Here is a 15,742-nt window from a genome sequence, read left to right as displayed (position 1 = left end):
GCCTTTGAGCACCGCGCCAGAAGTGTCCACAGTCACTCGTCGCCACTTCTTGAACATGTTCAATATCGGCCCTAGTCTGATGACGTCGGTAGTTGAACACGTTCAAGAAGGGCGTCCACATGGACATCAAGGTCTGGATGTACGTGATCTACCTCGCGGTCAGCGTCGGGCTGACCATCTGGGTGGCTCGAGCGCTGTCCCGCAACGGGCTGGTCTTCCTGGAGGAGGTGTTCGCCGAGAAGCGACTCGCCCAGGCGGTCAACAGCCTCCTCGTGGTCGGCTTCTACCTGCTCAACCTCGGCTACGTCACCGTGGCGATGAAGCACTCCGACCCGGTGGGTTCGACAAGCCAGGCCATGGAGGAACTGTCACTCAAGATCGGCTTGGTGCTGCTGGTGCTTGGCGCGCTGCACTTCTTCAACGTCTTCGCACTCGGCCGCTACCGCCGAAACCGACTCCGCCAGCTCGCCACCCACCCCCCGCTCGCCCCGATCGGCCGGCTCCCCATGCAGTCCGCCCCACCCGGATCGCCGTTGGTCGGCGCGTACCCGGCCGGACCCCAGCCGACCGGCCCACACCCGGCCGGACCCCACCCGACCAACCCGCACCCGGCCGGTCCGCAGCCGGGCGTCGGCCCGAACCCGCCGACCCGATGACAGTGCCCCCGACCCACGGCGTCGGTCGACTCCCGGATCCCACCGCCCACTCCGGCGGTGGGATCCGGGGGTTCACCGTCCTCTTCGACGCGGCCTGCCCAATCTGCCGCGCCGCCCGCCGCTGGTTGTCGTCCCGCGCCCAGCTCGTACCCCTGGAGTTCGTGCCAGCCGGGTCCGCCGAGGCCAGGCGGCGCTTCCCCGGCCTGAACCACGACGCGACGCTGCGCGACCTCACAGTGATCGCCGACACCGGCGAGGTGTACGCGGGCGACGGCGCCTGGTTCGCCTGCCTCTGGGCGCTGACCGACCATCGGTCCACCGCCGAGCGGCTGGCCCGACCGCACCTGCTGCCCCTCGCCCGGCAGACGGTGGCCGCCGCCTCGGCGATTCGGGAGCGGATCCGCGACCCGTGGGCCGAGCCGACCGACGAACCGGCGGGATACGGTGACCCCGATGACCGAACAGCCTGCGCAGACGACCACTGCGGGTGACCCAGCCACCGCCCGAGGCGAGCAGACCCGGCAGCTGATCCGGGACACCGCGATGCGGCTGTTCCGCGAACGCGGATACGCCCAGACCACCATGCGGGCCATCGCGCAGGAGGCCGGCGTGGCGGTCGGCAACGCCTACTACTACTTCGGTTCCAAGGACCATCTGATTCAGGAGTTCTACGCCCAGTCCCAGGTCGAGCACCGGGCCGCCGCGCAGCCAGTGCTCGATCGGGAGGAGGCGTTCGGTCCACGGCTCGCCGGAGTGCTGCACGCGGGGATCGACGTGTTGACGCCCTCACACGGGTTCGCGGCGACCTTCTTCAAGACGGCGGCGGAGCCCACCTCCCCGTTGAGCCCCTTCTCCGCGGAGTCCTCCGGCCCCCGACAGGCGGCCATCGACCTCTTCGGCGAGGTGGTGAGCGGCTCGACGGCCAAGGTCGACGCCGAGTTGCGCCCACAGCTGCCCGAGCTGCTCTGGCTCGCGTACATGGGCGTGATCCTCTACTGGGTGCACGACCGATCGCCGGGCCAGACCAAGACCCGCCAGCTGATCGACGGGGCCGTACCACTGATCGACCGGCTCGTGGCGCTGTCCCGGCTCCGGGTCCTGCGGCCGGTGACCCGACAGGTGCTCGACCTGATTCGCACGCTCCGTCACTGATCCGGCCGACCCCTGCGGCCGGCTAAGCAGCAGGTCAAGTCCACTTTTCGACACTCCGAACCGACAGCTTCAACCTTGCCCCGAGCCTGTTCGATACGTAGCGTGATCGACACGTAGCGGCTCGTCCCCGGCGAGGCCGTTACACCCGGTACCGGGGCCTGGGGGGAGGTTGCGGACCGTGGATCCGGCCCGGGATCCACGGTCCGCGCCGATTGCCCCGCCACCCCACCCGCCGCCCAACCCCGCCCCGCCCCGCCCCACCCCGCCCCGCCCGCGCCGATCTTGCAGTTTCGGTCGTCGAGATGCGTGGAATGCCCGCCATGTCGCGACAGAAAGTGCAAGATCGCGGGCCCGCTGCGGCTTCGGGCCCCGCTCAGCGCGGATAGACGCCGTACGCGCGCCAGCCCCGGTTCGGGAAGCCGGCCGCCTCGGCGACCCGGGCCGAGGCGTGATTGTCCCGCTCGTGCAGGTAGGTGGGGACGGCTCCCTCGTCGAGCACCCGCCGTGCGGCCTGGGCCACCAGTCGACGGGCGAGGCCGCGCCCCTGGGCTGCCGGTACGGTGCCGACGGCCAACTCGTGCCCGTACGCGTCGTGCCGTTTGATCCCGGCACCGGCCAGGTAGACGCCGTCCGGGTCCCGGACCACGAGCACCGGCCGGTCGAAGAGTCGCAGCCACGGCGGCAGCCCGGGAGCGGTCGGCTCGGTCCACTCCCCCACGTCGGGCAGTGGCGCGGGGGCCAGGCTCCACCGGAACGGACCGTCATGCACGGAGAATTCGGGCCGGCCGACGGCCTCCGGCAGCGCGGCGAGCAGCCGAGCCGGCGTACGGCCAACCAACGCGCGGATCGCCGCCACGCGGTCCGGCGCCACGGAGAGCACGGCGCTCTGCCCGGTGTCCACGGCGAGCGCGGGGCGTAGCCGGCCGTCCCAGGCCGGTTCGGCCCGCCGCTGCGAGGCGACCACGTGCAACCCCGGCCCGGCCGGCCACTGGCCGAGCCAGGTGGCCAGGTGCAGGTGAAGTCGCCGGTCGAGCATGCGCACCTCCCCGTCACCCGACCCGTCGTCGATCACCGTACGCCGGACGGCGGGGCCGGGCGCGGGATACGTCAGGGCCGAGTGGGCCAGGGGTCCGGGAACCAGGCACATGAATCGACCGTCATATGTATTTCCATATCTGGACACCTTTGTTTGGGACGGTGAACCCATGCCGATTCAGCCGAGCGACCACTACCAGCAGGACCCCGAGCGACTCTGGCAGGCGGGGGAAGCCGTCGGAGGCAATCCGCCCCAGCCGCGCTACCGGAACCCGCGGACGATCGGCGGCGGCGCCCTGTCGTGGGCCGGGCTGAACAAGCTGCCCATCGGAAGCTCCAGTCGGCACCGCCTGAACAACCACTGACCCACCACCGAGTGGGTGGCACCGAAGGGAAGCCTCTGACGTTCGCCCGGGGCGACACACCGGAGGAGGTCCAGCGGCGGCTTTCGCACACCTGTCGGGTAATTTCTTGTGGTCCGCCATCCCGGCCTACGACAGGAGAAGCTCCGCGCATGGGCAAGAAGACGATCCACGTCTCCGACTTCACCGGCACGGTTCTGCAGCAGGACGACGAGGTGGTCCGCGTCGTCGTGCTGGAGCACCCGGACCTGGTCGCCGGGCCCGTGCAGCTGGACGCCACCCCGGGCGAGGTGGAGAACATCGACGACGCCGCGTTGGACGTGGCGGTGGTGGAGATCCACGATCGGCACGGTGGCGGCGAGCCCCGCCGGGTGGTGTTGACCGCCAGCGAGTTCGACGCGATGGCCACCGACGTGCCGATGGCACAGCTGTTGAAGACGGCCGAGCGGGTCCGCCCACCCAAGGCCCGGAAGACCACCGAAAAGATCGACTACGGCACGCTGGAGCACGCCGGCAAGCCACACCGGGGCCGGGTCACCGAGGAGGAGGCCCGCCTGGTGCGCGAGCAACTCGACGAGGTCAACAAGCGCCTCGCCGACGCGGGCGTACGCCAGATCGACCCTGCCGATCCGGAGCACGCCCTGCGTTACGGCTTTCCTGAGGCGTCCTGACCCCGGGTTCTCACTTCTTTCCGACGGCGGCGGCGAGGGCGGCGGCCAGGTCGGCCTCGACCGTCGTCTTGTCCAGGCCGAGGTTGGTGAGCACGCCGGCGCCGTCCTCCTGCTCCAGCAGTGCGAGCAGCATGTGCTCGGTGCCGATGTAGTTGTGCCCGAGGCGCAGCGCCTCCCGGAAGGTCAGCTCCAGCGCCTTCTTGCCGCGCGCGTCGTACGGGATGAGGTCCGGAACCTGCTCGGCCCGTGGTGGGAGGACGGCGTCGACCGCCTCCCGTACCGCCTCGGGGGTGGCGCCGCGACCGGCCATCACCCTGGCGGCCAGCCCTTCCGGCTCGGCCAGCAGGCCCAGCACCAGGTGCTCGGGGCCGATTTCGGCGTTTCCGCTGGCCCGGGCCTCCTCCTGCGAGGCCATCACCACGTTGCGGGCACGCGGGGTGAACCGGCCGAAGCCGGCGTTGGGGTCGAGCGCTGCCGCCTCGGTCGCCTTCGGCACGAAGCGCTTCTGGGCGGCCTGCTTGGTGACCCCCATGCTGCGGCCGATGTCGGTCCAGGAGGCGCCGGAGCGTCGTGCCTGGTCGACGAAGTGCCCGATCAGGTGGTCGGCGACCTCGCCGAGGTGATCGGCGGCGATGACCGCGTCGGTGAGTTGGTCGAGCGCGTCGGTGTGCGCCGTCTTGATCGCCTGGATCAGGTCGTCGAGCTTGACGGTGTTACCCATCTGAAGAGGATCTGTCATGCGTCAACCATAGGTTGACGCACTCCTCGCGTCAACCCTGAGTTGACGATGTTGTGTCAGATCAGGCGGCGTACTCCGGCAGCAGTCGAGCGACGGCCCCCGGCGAGGGCATGGCCGCGATCTCCTCGGCGACCGCCCGGACCGCGTCGCGCTGCTCGGCGTTGCCGTGCTGCGACAGCAGGCGGTGCGCCTGCTCGGCGACGGCGCTCGCGTCCACCTCGCCGGGAAGGAGCCGCACTGCGACACCGGCGGCGGCGAGCGTGTCGGCGTTGGCGAACTGGTCGGCGCCCTGCGGCAGCAGCAACTGCGGTACGCCGGCCGCGAGCGCGCCGAGGGTGGTGCCGCTGCCTCCGTGGTGCACCACCAGGTCGACGAGCGGCAGCAGCTCCGCCTGCGACACCCACTGGTGCACGCTGACGTGGTCAGGGATCTCGCCCAGTTGTTCCGGGGGCACCCGGCCCGCCGCGACCACCACCTCGGCGTCCAGCGCCGCCAGGCCGGCGATGGCGGTGCGCAGCAGCTCCGGCGTACCGAACGCGGTCCCGAGGGTCAGGTAGATCAACGGCCGGGACGTTCGACCGCTCACCCGTTCGGGCAGCGGGGCCGGTGTGGAGAAGGCGACCGGTCGCAGCTCGATCCGACGTTCGGTGGCGAGGAAGTTCTTGTCCTGGAGCGAGGGCGGCCAGATGTCCAGGTGCGGCCGGCCGACGACCTCGGGGTTCCTGGTGGGCAGTTCCAGGCCGATGCCCTCGGGAAACATCCGGCCGAAGCCGTGCCACAGGCCTGGGATCCCGGCCCGGTGAGCCGCCACGGCCGCACCCGGCAGCCCCCACTCGTGCACCACCAGGTCGGGCCGCAGCCGCGCCAACTCAGGAGCAAGATCCTCGGCGTACACCTCGTAGAAGGCGTCGCCGGGCCGGAACGGCCGCAGGCCGTGCGCGGCGAGCGGTGGGTGCACCTCTGGACCGGCGGCGAAGTGGACCTCGTGCCCGGCCTCCCGGGTGGCGATCGCCAGCGGGATCAGCGGGTACGTGTGACCGACGGACGCAAGACTGGCGAACAGCACACGCATGGCGTCGGACCCTACCTGCCGCACCGTGGACCCGGCCGGGTCCGCCGGCCCGTATACGGTGGGCTCCGGTCGAGCGCGGTCACCGGCGGGAAGGGCGGTCATGCGTCTGCACGTGGGGTGCGCGATGTGGAGTCACCGGTCGTGGCCGGGCCAGCGGCTGCCGCCCGCCGAGCGCCTGCGGCACTACGCCAGCTGGTGCGACGCCGTGGAGGGCAACACCACGTTCTACGCGACCCCGGCCCGGGACACAGTGGCCTCGTGGGCAGCCCAGACGGGTCCCAACTTCCGGTTCGTCCTCAAATTTCCCAAAGTCATCACGCACGAACGCCGGCTCACCACCGTCGACGAACCGCTGCGCGTCTTTCTGGACGCCATCGAACCGCTCGGCCCGCGCGCCCACGCCCTGTGGATCCAACTGCCCGGCTCGTTCGCGCCCGCCGACGTCCCAACCCTGAGCCGTTTCCTGGAACAGCTCCCGCGGTCCCACCGGTACGCGGTGGAAGTCCGCCATCCCGCGTTCTTCACCGACACCCGCGCGGCCCGACTGCTCGGGGCGACCCTCGCCGCCGCCCGCGCCGAGTGGATCCCCTTCGACACGACAGCCTTCTTCGCGAGCCCGCCGACCAGTGACGCGGAGCGGGACGCCTGGACCAAGAAGCCCCGCGTGCCGCTCCGGTCCCTCGCGCTGACCGACCGGCCGATCGTCCGCTACCTCGGTCGTGACGACTCGACGCGCACTGTCGAGGGGTGGCAGCGCTGGGTCGACGTGACAGTCACCTGGCTCCGCGAGGGGCGCTCGCCGACCATGTTCATCCACACCCCGGACAACGCCGACGCGCCGGCGCTCGCCCGCCGGTTCCACGACGAGGTACGGGCACGCGTACCCGGGCTCGACGCGTTGCCCGAGCCGATCCCCGTCGAGCCGCTGACGCTGTTCTGACCGGACCGGTCAACCCTGCTGGTCGAGCAGGTCGTCGAGGTGGGCCGCCGTGCTGATCAGCGAGAGGTGGCTGAACGCCTGCGGGAAGTTGCCGATCTGCTCACCGGTCGGCGCGATCTCCTCGGAGTAGAGGCCGAGCGGGTTGCTGTAGGTGAGCATCTTCTCGAAGGTCAACCGGGCGTCGTCGATCCGGCCGGCCAGGGCGAGCGCCTGCACGTACCAGAAGGTGCACATGTTGAAGGTGCCCTCGGTGCCGGCGAGACCGTCCGGCGAGGCCTTCGGGTCGTAGCGGTAGACCAGGCTGTCGGAGACCAGGCCGGTGTCCATCGCCCGCAGCGTCGACTCCCACATCGGGTCGGTCGGCGAGATGAAGTTCAGCCCCGGCATCGCCAGCAGCGACGCGTCCAGGATGTCGGACCCGTAGTGCTGCACGAACGCGCGATGTTCCTGGTTGAACCCACGAGTCATCACCTGCTCGTAGATGGCGTCACGTTCGGCGGACCAGCGGGCGATGTCGCCGGGTCGGCCCCGGCGTCGCGCGATGCGGATGGCCCGGTCCAGCGCGACCCAGGACAACACCCGACCGTAGGTGAAGTCCTGCCGGCCGGAACGGGTTTCCCAGATGCCGTCCTCGGGCTGGTCCCAGTGCGCACAGAGCCAGTCCATCAGCCCGGCCGTCTTGCGCCAACCCTCGTACGGCGCGATCAGCCCGTTGCGGTCCGCGAGTTCCAACGAGACGAGCGCCTCGCCGTAGATGTCGAGTTGGAGTTGGCCCGCGGCGCCGTTGCCGATCCGCACCGGCGCGGAGCCGCGGTATCCCTCCAGGTGACCCAGCACCTCTTCGGGGAGGTCCGGTGAGCCGTCGATGCGGTACATGATCTGCAGGGGAAGGTTGCCGTCCCGTGCCTCACGGATGCGCGCGTCGAGCCAGAGCAGGTACTTCTCGGCCTCTTCGGTGAAGCCCAGGCGCAGCAGCGCGTGCACGGAGAAGGACGCGTCCCGGATCCAGGTGTAGCGGTAGTCCCAGTTCCGCTGCCCGCCGATCTGCTCGGGCAGCCCCGCGGTGGGCGCGGCGACCAGGGCGCCGGTGGGTGCGTACGTCATCAGCTTGAGGGTCATCGCCGACCGCTCGACCACCTCCCTCCAACGGCCCTTGTAGCGGGAACCGCTCACCCACCGCCGCCAGTAGTCGCGGGTCTCGGCAAGCAGATCGCACGCCTCGTCGGTGCTGAGTGCTCGGGGCGCGTGCGGACAGGCAGTCTCCAGGACCACCCCGCCGATGTCGCCGGCGTGCAGGGTGAACGACGCGGACACGCCGTCGGTGTCCCGTTTGATGTCCCTCGCGTCGAACTCGTGGAGCGAGTTCTTGAAGGCGGCCAGGGTGAGGTCCATCGTCGGGCTCCGGAAGACGTCGCCCTCGGGGTGCACCTCCAGCTCGTACGAGTCGCGCCCGTAGTTGAACCGTGGGTGGCAGTGGAAGCGGAAACGCATGCTCCCCCGAACCATCCGCACCAGCCGGATCAACCGATGCCGATCGGTGGCCTCCGCACCGGTGACCGGCATGAAATCCAACAGCTCGCCGACACCGTCGGCGCTGTGGAAGCGGGTGATCAGGATCGGCGTACCGGGCAGGTAGAGCTGCTTGCTCGTGTAGTCGACATTCTCGGGCGAGAGTTGGAAGTGGCCGCCGTTGCGGCGGTCCAGCAGCGCGCCGAAGACGCTCGGCGAGTCGAAGCGGGGCGCGCAGAACCAGTCGACCGTACCGTCCGTGCTGATCAGTGCCGCGGTCTGTAGATCACCGATCAGACCGTGGTCCTCGACTGCCGGGTAGCTGTCCACGCCATCCCCCGCCATGAGTACTGGCAATGGCGGCGACTACCCGGGCACCGGCGAAAGATGCGGCCCGCGGCTCGACACGGTCGAGACCACCGCTTATTGCGGAAGCAAACCTTCCGCAATCGTCGATAGCGTCGACATCAACGACATCGACGAGAGGACACCTGATGAGCCTGCGAGGATTCGCCACCCTGAACATCTGGGCGGACGACGTGGAAGCGGCCACCGCCTGGTACGCGGACTTCCTCGGCATCGAGGCGTACTTCATGCGCCCCGGCCCCGACGGACGCCCGGCCTACACCGAGTTCCGCATCGGGGACTACCAGGCCGAGCTGGGCATCATCGACAGCAGGTACGCACCGGCCGGCCCGGCGACCGGGCCCGGCGGGGTGGTCATGCACTGGTGCGTCGACGACCTCGACGCGACAGTCGAGCGGCTGCTGGCGTTGGGTGCCACGGAGTACCAGCCGATCACCCCGCACGGGGACGAGGGGTTCATCACCGCGGCGGTGGTCGACCCGTTCGGCAACGTGCTGGGGGTCATGAAGAACCCGCACTACCTCGACGTCCTCGCCTCGCTGAAGGCGACCTGACGGGTGCCCGGGCCGTTCAGTCCCACTCGTCCCGACCCGACGTCCGCCGCACCAGCGCTGCCGCCTCTTCGGTGTCCAACCCACTGGCGATGAGCAGGTCCTGGGCGGCCATGCGGAATTCACCCGCGGCGATCATCCCGGAGTAGCCCAACCGGTGGGAGTGGGGGCGGGTGGGATCCGGGGCGGCGGGGCCCTGCGCCTCTCCGACCAGCTTGAGAGCGGTCAGGATCTGCTGGCGCGCCTTTTGCGGATCCGCCCGCTCGGGAGTGGTGGTGCGTCTCAGCGTATGCATGCTGGTGGCCAGCAGCTCGACGGCTGCCGCGAACTCCTCCGGTATCGGCTCATCCTCCCGGAGAGCCTTGGTGAGTCTTCGCGCGACGGCCCGACAGCCGTAGAGGCTGCGCTCGAGATGTTTGACGGCCTGGGTGGAGCGGGCCAGCAACCTACGTTGGTGCCACCGTAGCGGCGCCAGTCGTACCACCTCCTGGGCAGCCTCCAGCCCTTCGTCCAGCGCGGTCACCCGCGACCCGAGGATCCGCAGGCCGGTCAGACTCTGCTCGGTGCCGTCAAGGTCCCGACGGCGCAGCGCCGCGCCCAGGTTGTGCAGGGCGTCGATAGCCGGGTCGAGGACCGGTTCGGCCAGCCGCTGCACCGTCCGTTGCGGGTGGATGGGCACCACCAGCAGACCGACCGCCAAGCCGACCAGGCCGCCGACCGCAGCATCGACGAAGCGAGGAACGGACAGGTCACGCACTGGCGGTTCCAGGGTGGCGATGAGCACCGCTGTGCCACCGGCCTGGGTGAGCAGGGAGCCACCGCCCTTGAGCAGGATGGCGACGATGATCGCCAGTACGACGACCAGGCCGGTCTGCCAGGGCCCGATGCCGAACAGCGGCATGACCGCGTCACCGACGGCGAGCCCGAGAACGACCCCGACCAGCAGCTCGATGGTGCGCCGCAGGCGTGTGCCCATCGAGGCGGCCACGATGCCGACCGCTGTGGTGGGCGCGAGGACCGGGGCGGGATTGTCCAGGAACTGGGCCCCCACGAACCAGGCTATCGTCGCCGCGACGCCGGCCTGCACGGCGAGCAGCCCGTAGAGGCGAAACCGCCAGGCGCGGGAGCCCAGCCCGTGCCGCACCCGCTCGCGCAGACCGGCCCAGGTTCGGTCGACCCGGGACACCCCGTGCGGGGGCGGGTCGTTGTCGGCTGCCGGCTCCTGCTTGGCGGGCATCCGCGCCGCTTACCCAGCGGATACGGACCTATCCGGCCAGCGAGCCGAATCGTGCGGATCCCCGTCAGTGGGCGGGGTTCGGCGTGTGCGGGAGTTTGCCGAGCTGGCGCCAGTTCGTCTCGGCGACGTCGACACCGTAGTGCTTGGCGGCGGCGAGGATGTTCTGAAAGGCCAGGTCCCGGTCCTTGTCGGTGACGCCCTGCACCTGATCGAACCGGGCGACGGCATTGCGGACGTGGCTGGCATCGGTCATCGGTTCCTTGCGTTTGCCGGGGAACGCGAAGACGGTCTCCGGCAGCTCGCGCTTGTCCTTGTCCGACAGGCCGCCGTGCTTCTCGTGGGGCTTCCAGGTTGATGTCATCGTCCAGCATTACCCGCACGCCGTCCGGCAGCACCTCCGAAGCCGACATTTCCCCGACCACCGCCACCGGCAAGATCCATATCATGGCGACACCTCGGGTCGAGGCCGAAGCCCTGCACACGTCGTCCTTTGTGGAGTGCGAGCATGGCCGGCATGGATATCTATGAGGACTCCCGTACGGTGTCACGCTCCGACCTGGCCGCCTGGCTGCGCCAACTGGCGAACCAGCTGGAGTCTGACGGGCGGCTCTTCTACGGCGCGGCGGGTGCGGTGACGGTCGCGGACACGGTGCGGTGCGAGCTGGAGATCGAGCGAGAGAGCGAGACGGAGGTGTCCGTCGAGATCGAGTTCTCCTGGACCGAGCCCGCGCGCGTCAAGGTGGCGGACGAGGAGGAGCCCTCGAAGGACGACGAGGCCGCCGAGCCGGCCGACACCACGCCGCACGCCGCCCCCTAGCGACGTCGCCGACCCGAGATCGGGCGTGGGCACCGTCCGTCGGATCCGGCGGACAGTGCCCACGTACGCGGCCAGCCCGCGTACTTTAAGGAAGGTTTAAAGACCTTCCGAGCGCGAGCCGCAAGCGCCTACCATTCGGCGGCCGTGGCCGTTCGGGTCATCCTGGCGTCCACTCGTTGGGAGAGACCCCGTGTCCTACGAAAGCCCGCAGCCGCCCCGTCATCGCGTTCCTGGCTGGCTCGGCCGCAACAGGCTCGGCGTGGCCGTCGGCGCGGCGGCCGTACTCGTCATCGCGGCCGGGGGCGTGTACCTGGGCAACGGCGCGGCGCAGCCCAAGCCGTCGAACGCGGCCAACGCCCTCGAATACCCGTCACCACCGGCCGGGCAGCCGGCGTCGCCCGGCGTGGCGGTGTCGACCTCCGCGACGCCGTCGGCCTCCACGACCCCGTCGACCGGCGCGGCACCGTCGACCGCTGCCGCGCCAAAGGTCCCGGCGACCGGCTGGATTCCGGTCGACCGGGCGACCTGGAAGGCGCAGGCCGACGCGTACCGGGCGTTGAAGGTCGACCCCGTCCCGTCCGGAGTGGGCAACCTCCCGGAGTTCCGGGCGGACTGCCAGTACAGCCACCGGCTACCGGACGACCCGATCGTCGCGCCCGGCCTACCGGGCGCGTCACACATGCACTCGTTCGTCGGCAACAAGGCCGTCGACGCGAACACCGTCGCCGGCGACCTGACGAAGTTCACTGCCACCTCCTGCAAGCCAGTCCAGGACCACTCCGCCTACTGGGTGCCCACGCTCTACGACAACGCCACGGGAAAGCCGGTCGAGACCACCGGGTTCCGGGTCTACTACCGCTCGCTCGCCAAGAACTCGACAGGCCAGATGCCGATGCCCAACGGCCTGCGCATGATCTCCGGCGACGCCAAGAAGAAGAAGCCGACCCCGCGCGGCGCGACCGGCCAGTTCTACTGCGCCTTCTACGGCCCCGGTGACCTCGACGGCATCGCCCGCAGCACCAACGGCAACTGGCCCATCTGCGGGGGCGACGCGACGCTGCACTTCATGATGCAGTTCCCCGACTGCTGGGACGGCAAGCACCTGGACAGCCCCAACCACAAGGACCATGTGGCGTACGGCAGCGGCAACTCCTGCCCGACCAGTCACCCGGTCCGGATCCCGGCGATCACCTTCGACATCCAGTACCCGGCCAAGGGCACCCCGGCCGGCTACTACCTGTCCTCCGACAAGGAGGGCAAGAGCGCCTCGTCGATGCACGGCGACGCGTTCGTGATGTGGGACGTCGACACCATGAACAAGCGCACGAAGAACTGTGTCCAGGGACGCCGGACCTGCGACAACTACGGCTACCAGAAATAGCCGGGGCCAGGCCCGTGTCGGCCTGGCCCCGGGGTCGGGTCGGTCAGCTACGCAGCGTCCACCGCTGGTTCGTGCCGCCGTTGCAGGACCAGAGGATGAGCTTCGTGCCGTTGGCGGTGGCGGCACCGTTGGCGTCGAGGCAGAGCCCCGACTGGGCGTTCGTCACGGTGCCGTTGCTGTTGACGTTCCACTGCTGGTTGAGCCCACCGTGGCAGTCCCAGATGATGACCGCGGTGCCGTTGGCAGTGCCCGACCCGGAGGCGTCCAGGCACTTGTTGCCGTACACGGTCAGCTGCTTGCTGGCGGTCTGGGCCCACCGCTGGTTGGCGCCCGTGGAGCAGTCCCAGAGTTGGGTCTGAGTGCCGTTGGTGGTCGAGGAGTTCGGCACCTCGACACAGCGGCCGGACTGGCCACCCACGAGTTGCCCGCTCCCCGTGCCGCTGCCACCGCCCTGCTGCTGCCGGACGAGGAAGGTCGACTCCGCCGACCGGTTGCCCTGAGCGTCGACGACGTACAGCCGGTACTCGCCCTGGGTGGCCGGCACGGCGATGGACGTGGCGTTGCCGGCGGACCTGGTCATCGTCGCCCCGGCGGTGAAGGTGGTCGTGCCGGACGGCGCCAGCCAGACCGACTTGGTGGCGTCGCCGGTGCTGCGGATCGGGATCGACGCCGTGGCACTGGTGACGAAGGTGCTGGCGGGCAGCACGTAGTTCGGCGCGGAGAAGGTGCTCGCCGGGACGATGTCCCGGTACGCGTCCTCAAGGCCGGAATTCGCGGCGATGCCGTACGCCGCAGCGGGCCAGACATAGTCGGAGGAGACGAGGATGTCGGCGACCGTGCTGTTCGGCAGATTCTTGTTCGAGACCTTGTTGATCGGGCCGTAGATCTGCGTGATGCTCAGATCGTGCTTCCGCCCGAAATCGTCCGAGTTGATCATCCAGGTGACGTTCTTGTCGATACTCAGGACGTTGTCGCGGAACGTGATGAACGCTGATCCCTCATCCGGGTGCAGTCCGTACTTGTGGCCCGACGGCACACCCTGCAGATAGTTGTTGGTGATGGTGGTCCCGGGCTGGCTTCCGAGCGTGTAGATGGGGCCCGTGTCGCTGAGACGCTGCACGGTGTCGATGATGTGGTTGTAGCTGATGGTGTTGTTTCTCGCCGTGGTGGTCGGCCGGTTCGGCACGATCGAGCCCGACGATCCGTCGAAGTTCCACCAGCCCCAGCCGAGCGTGATGCCCGACCACGGGGTCTTCTCGATCCGGTTGCGCTGGATGGTGAGGGTGTCGACGAAGTACGCGGAGATGGGGCTGTGCCCGTTGAACAGGACCGCGCTGTCGTAGAGGTAGTTGTTCTTGATGTCGATGTTCTTCGGTAGTCCCTCGACCGACGCGGAGTACTTCTCGCGGTTGGTCGACGTGCCGTCCCCGATGTAGACGTGCTGCGGATGGCCCACGAGGATCGCGGACCCGGCAATGTCGTTGGTGTGGTTGCCGATCAACTGTGTGCCCTGCACGTCGTTGACCATGCTGATCCCGTCGGCACCGGTGTGTTGGACCCGGTTGCGTTGCAGGAGGATCCCGTCGGCGTTCTGCACCTGGACGATGCCGGGAACCACGTCGACGTTGCGGTAGTGGTAGACGTGGAAGTTGCCCTTGGCGTACACGTTCGCGCTCAGATTGCCCTGCTGTGCCTGCTTGAGGACCGAGCCTGCGACGTTGACCAGGTTCCAGTCGGAGTGCTGCACCGTCAGGCCGGAGAACGTGATGTTGCGCGCGTGGCTGCTCGTCGAGGTGCCGGCGACCCGCAGCACTGTGGAGACGTTGTTCGGCGCGTAGACCGTCGCTGTCGACATGTTCTCGGCGCTGGCCTTGTAGTAGTAGAGCGTCCGGCTGCCCTTGTCGAAGAAGAACTCGCCGGGGGTGTCCAGGAACTCGTAGGCGTTCATGAGCTTGTGCGTGCCACCGACCTGGGCGTTGCCGTTGAACGAACCCTGGGCGATGGCCGCACCGGGTTGCTGGAAGAGGGCCACCCGGTTGGCGCCGTCGGAGCTCGTGGTCACCTGGCGGACGCCAACGATGGCCGTGGTCCAGGTCGTTCCGGTCTCGATCTCGATGTCGTCCTGGTTGCGGGCGACGGCAGGGAAATCGTTCAGGCTGTATTTCGCGCCGTCGCACTGCGAACCTGACTCCCAGGCCCACGCGGCCTGGTTGGCAGTGATGTTGTACGTCCCGTAGCAGCCCGCCGAGCTGATCGTCTTCGACGCCATGAACGCGCGCTTGTCATTGACGTAGAGCGCCCGCAGCTTGTTGGCGCGATCGAGCGGCGCCTTCCAGATGTTGCCGCTGTGCTGGCTCCACCCGGTCACCGGGACGCCGCCGTCGAGGACCGGCGTCTCGCCGGGATAGGCGGCGTAGGCGACCCGGAACCCGTTGTTTCCGGAGTCGCTGGCGCCGAACTCGACGGTGCTGGTGACCGGATATCTCCCGCCGCGGAGATACACGTTGATGTCGCCGCTCATCGTTGAATTGATGGTGCGAACCACGTCCCGCGCGCGTTCAACCGTCTTGAACGGCGATTGAATGGTCCCCGGATTGGCGTCGTTACCGTCCGGGGCGACATAGTAGGTCGCCTGGACTGCGGCCGAGGCCGGTAGTTGGTTTGTCAGCACTGCCGGCAGTGTGGCGGCGACAAGCGCCGCCACCGCCAACACTGACATTCGAGCGGTGGATATGGCTGACTTCACGTCTGTTCCTCTCACTGGTCGTCGATGTGGTGCCCAAAGTGCGTATCGAGCGACGAGTACGGAACAGCGACGCCACTAAGGGCCGGCGGGGACTTCCGTCGCCCCGACCGCACTCTTTGTTAACCGCCCCGAAATTCTTACTGGGAGCGTAGGTCACACGTCTGACCAATGCAACCGGCAATTGGAGGGCGTCTATGCAGAAATGCCGTCGGATCGGGCAGATCAACCACGCCGGCCATACAACCCTGCCTACGTCGTCCGACGAATCCGCAGGGACGACGCGAGGCTCGTCGTGGAGGCCCGCGACCACTCGCACGCACCTCGGCGATCGACAACTGGACGGCGGCCTCGGCCTGCGCCCCGCAGCGCAGGGCGCTGAACGTCGCGAGCAACCACAGCCCTCCAGGGGACGCCGGACCAGGGGACGCCGTTGGTCCGGTCCTCCTTTGGAGCTGAATCGCCTACGACATCACCGACAGCCGACCCCTCGAACCGCTCCAGCGACACA

16 protein-coding genes are annotated in these 15,742 nt (G+C 69.0%); 9 read left to right on the top strand and 7 right to left on the bottom strand.

Annotated elements, in window-relative coordinates:
• The first annotated feature begins 92 nt into the window (after positions 1 to 92).
• The 3 genes from OHB44_RS07055 to OHB44_RS07045 are packed head-to-tail and all read left to right on the top strand — an operon-like array spanning position 93 to position 1,808.
• Entirely contained in the window at positions 93 to 656 is a 564-nt protein-coding gene (locus tag OHB44_RS07055; RefSeq protein ID WP_330439976.1) for a hypothetical protein, read from the top strand.
• Positions 653 to 1,147: a thiol-disulfide oxidoreductase DCC family protein gene (locus tag OHB44_RS07050; RefSeq protein ID WP_330439975.1), complete on the top strand. Its 495-nt coding sequence runs from the start codon at positions 653 to 655 to the stop codon at positions 1,145 to 1,147. Before OHB44_RS07055 ends, OHB44_RS07050 begins: the two co-directional genes overlap by 4 nt.
• Positions 1,110 to 1,808, top strand: coding sequence for a TetR/AcrR family transcriptional regulator (locus tag OHB44_RS07045; protein ID WP_266303498.1), 699 nt, complete (start codon positions 1,110 to 1,112; stop codon positions 1,806 to 1,808). The genes OHB44_RS07050 and OHB44_RS07045 overlap by 38 nt, the downstream gene beginning before the upstream one ends.
• Before the next feature lie 373 nt (positions 1,809 to 2,181).
• Here the strand turns inward: OHB44_RS07045 and OHB44_RS07040 are convergent, their stop codons facing one another.
• Positions 2,182 to 2,844, bottom strand: a complete 663-nt coding sequence (locus OHB44_RS07040; RefSeq protein ID WP_330441195.1) for a GNAT family N-acetyltransferase — start codon at positions 2,842 to 2,844, stop codon at positions 2,182 to 2,184.
• Positions 2,845 to 3,013: 169 nt separating this feature from the next.
• Here OHB44_RS07040 and OHB44_RS07035 point away from each other — a divergent pair, with 169 nt between their 5' ends.
• Together OHB44_RS07035 and OHB44_RS07030 are read left to right on the top strand one after the other, a co-directional pair.
• Positions 3,014 to 3,208, top strand: coding sequence for a DNA repair protein (locus OHB44_RS07035; RefSeq protein ID WP_238684719.1), 195 nt, complete (start codon positions 3,014 to 3,016; stop codon positions 3,206 to 3,208).
• A gap of 149 nt (positions 3,209 to 3,357) precedes the next feature.
• Positions 3,358 to 3,876 (top strand): hypothetical protein, encoded by a 519-nt coding sequence (locus OHB44_RS07030; RefSeq protein ID WP_203122260.1) that lies wholly within the window; start codon positions 3,358 to 3,360, stop codon positions 3,874 to 3,876.
• A gap of 10 nt (positions 3,877 to 3,886) precedes the next feature.
• On the opposite strand, the gene OHB44_RS07025 is transcribed toward OHB44_RS07030, so the two are convergent.
• Both OHB44_RS07025 and OHB44_RS07020 read right to left on the bottom strand, forming a co-directional pair.
• Positions 3,887 to 4,615, bottom strand: coding sequence for a Clp protease N-terminal domain-containing protein (locus OHB44_RS07025; RefSeq protein ID WP_330439971.1), 729 nt, complete (start codon positions 4,613 to 4,615; stop codon positions 3,887 to 3,889).
• A gap of 61 nt (positions 4,616 to 4,676) precedes the next feature.
• On the bottom strand, positions 4,677 to 5,687 hold the full coding sequence (locus tag OHB44_RS07020) for a glycosyltransferase (RefSeq protein WP_330439970.1): 1,011 nt from the start codon (positions 5,685 to 5,687) through the stop codon (positions 4,677 to 4,679).
• 124 nt (positions 5,688 to 5,811) lie between these two features.
• Between OHB44_RS07020 and OHB44_RS07015 the strand changes: the two genes are divergently transcribed.
• Positions 5,812 to 6,627 (top strand): DUF72 domain-containing protein, encoded by an 816-nt coding sequence (locus OHB44_RS07015; protein WP_330441194.1) that lies wholly within the window; start codon positions 5,812 to 5,814, stop codon positions 6,625 to 6,627.
• A 9-nt stretch (positions 6,628 to 6,636) separates the two neighbouring features.
• Here the strand turns inward: OHB44_RS07015 and OHB44_RS07010 are convergent, their stop codons facing one another.
• Complete coding sequence (locus OHB44_RS07010; RefSeq protein ID WP_330441193.1) at positions 6,637 to 8,466, bottom strand: glycoside hydrolase family 15 protein; 1,830 nt, start codon at positions 8,464 to 8,466, stop codon at positions 6,637 to 6,639.
• 164 nt (positions 8,467 to 8,630) lie between these two features.
• On the opposite strand from OHB44_RS07010, the gene OHB44_RS07005 reads away from it, so the two are divergent.
• Positions 8,631 to 9,056 (top strand): VOC family protein, encoded by a 426-nt coding sequence (locus OHB44_RS07005; protein ID WP_238684724.1) that lies wholly within the window; start codon positions 8,631 to 8,633, stop codon positions 9,054 to 9,056.
• 16 nt (positions 9,057 to 9,072) lie between these two features.
• Here the strand turns inward: OHB44_RS07005 and OHB44_RS07000 are convergent, their stop codons facing one another.
• Positions 9,073 to 10,290, bottom strand: coding sequence for an FUSC family protein (locus OHB44_RS07000; RefSeq protein WP_330439969.1), 1,218 nt, complete (start codon positions 10,288 to 10,290; stop codon positions 9,073 to 9,075).
• A gap of 64 nt (positions 10,291 to 10,354) precedes the next feature.
• The gene (locus OHB44_RS06995; protein WP_210781038.1) at positions 10,355 to 10,651 is read right to left on the bottom strand and encodes a DUF6582 domain-containing protein; all 297 of its coding nucleotides are present in this window, start codon (positions 10,649 to 10,651) and stop codon (positions 10,355 to 10,357) included.
• Between the two features lie 153 nt (positions 10,652 to 10,804).
• Between OHB44_RS06995 and OHB44_RS06990 the strand changes: the two genes are divergently transcribed.
• Together OHB44_RS06990 and OHB44_RS06985 are read left to right on the top strand one after the other, a co-directional pair.
• Positions 10,805 to 11,107 carry an amphi-Trp domain-containing protein gene (locus OHB44_RS06990; RefSeq protein ID WP_238684726.1) on the top strand — a complete coding sequence of 101 codons (303 nt, stop codon included), beginning with the start codon at positions 10,805 to 10,807 and terminating at the stop codon, positions 11,105 to 11,107.
• Between the two features lie 190 nt (positions 11,108 to 11,297).
• Entirely contained in the window at positions 11,298 to 12,488 is a 1,191-nt protein-coding gene (locus OHB44_RS06985) for a DUF1996 domain-containing protein (RefSeq protein WP_238684727.1), read from the top strand.
• A 43-nt stretch (positions 12,489 to 12,531) separates the two neighbouring features.
• Here the strand turns inward: OHB44_RS06985 and OHB44_RS06980 are convergent, their stop codons facing one another.
• Positions 12,532 to 15,207 (bottom strand): RICIN domain-containing protein, encoded by a 2,676-nt coding sequence (locus OHB44_RS06980; protein WP_330439966.1) that lies wholly within the window; start codon positions 15,205 to 15,207, stop codon positions 12,532 to 12,534.
• Positions 15,208 to 15,742: the final 535 nt, after the last annotated feature.

The organism is Micromonospora sp. NBC_00821 (assembly GCF_036347035.1).
GTDB classification, from domain to species: domain Bacteria; phylum Actinomycetota; class Actinomycetes; order Mycobacteriales; family Micromonosporaceae; genus Micromonospora; species Micromonospora hortensis.
The sequence above is the reverse complement of the archived record's forward strand: the minus strand, read 5'-3'. Positions and strand labels throughout refer to the sequence as shown.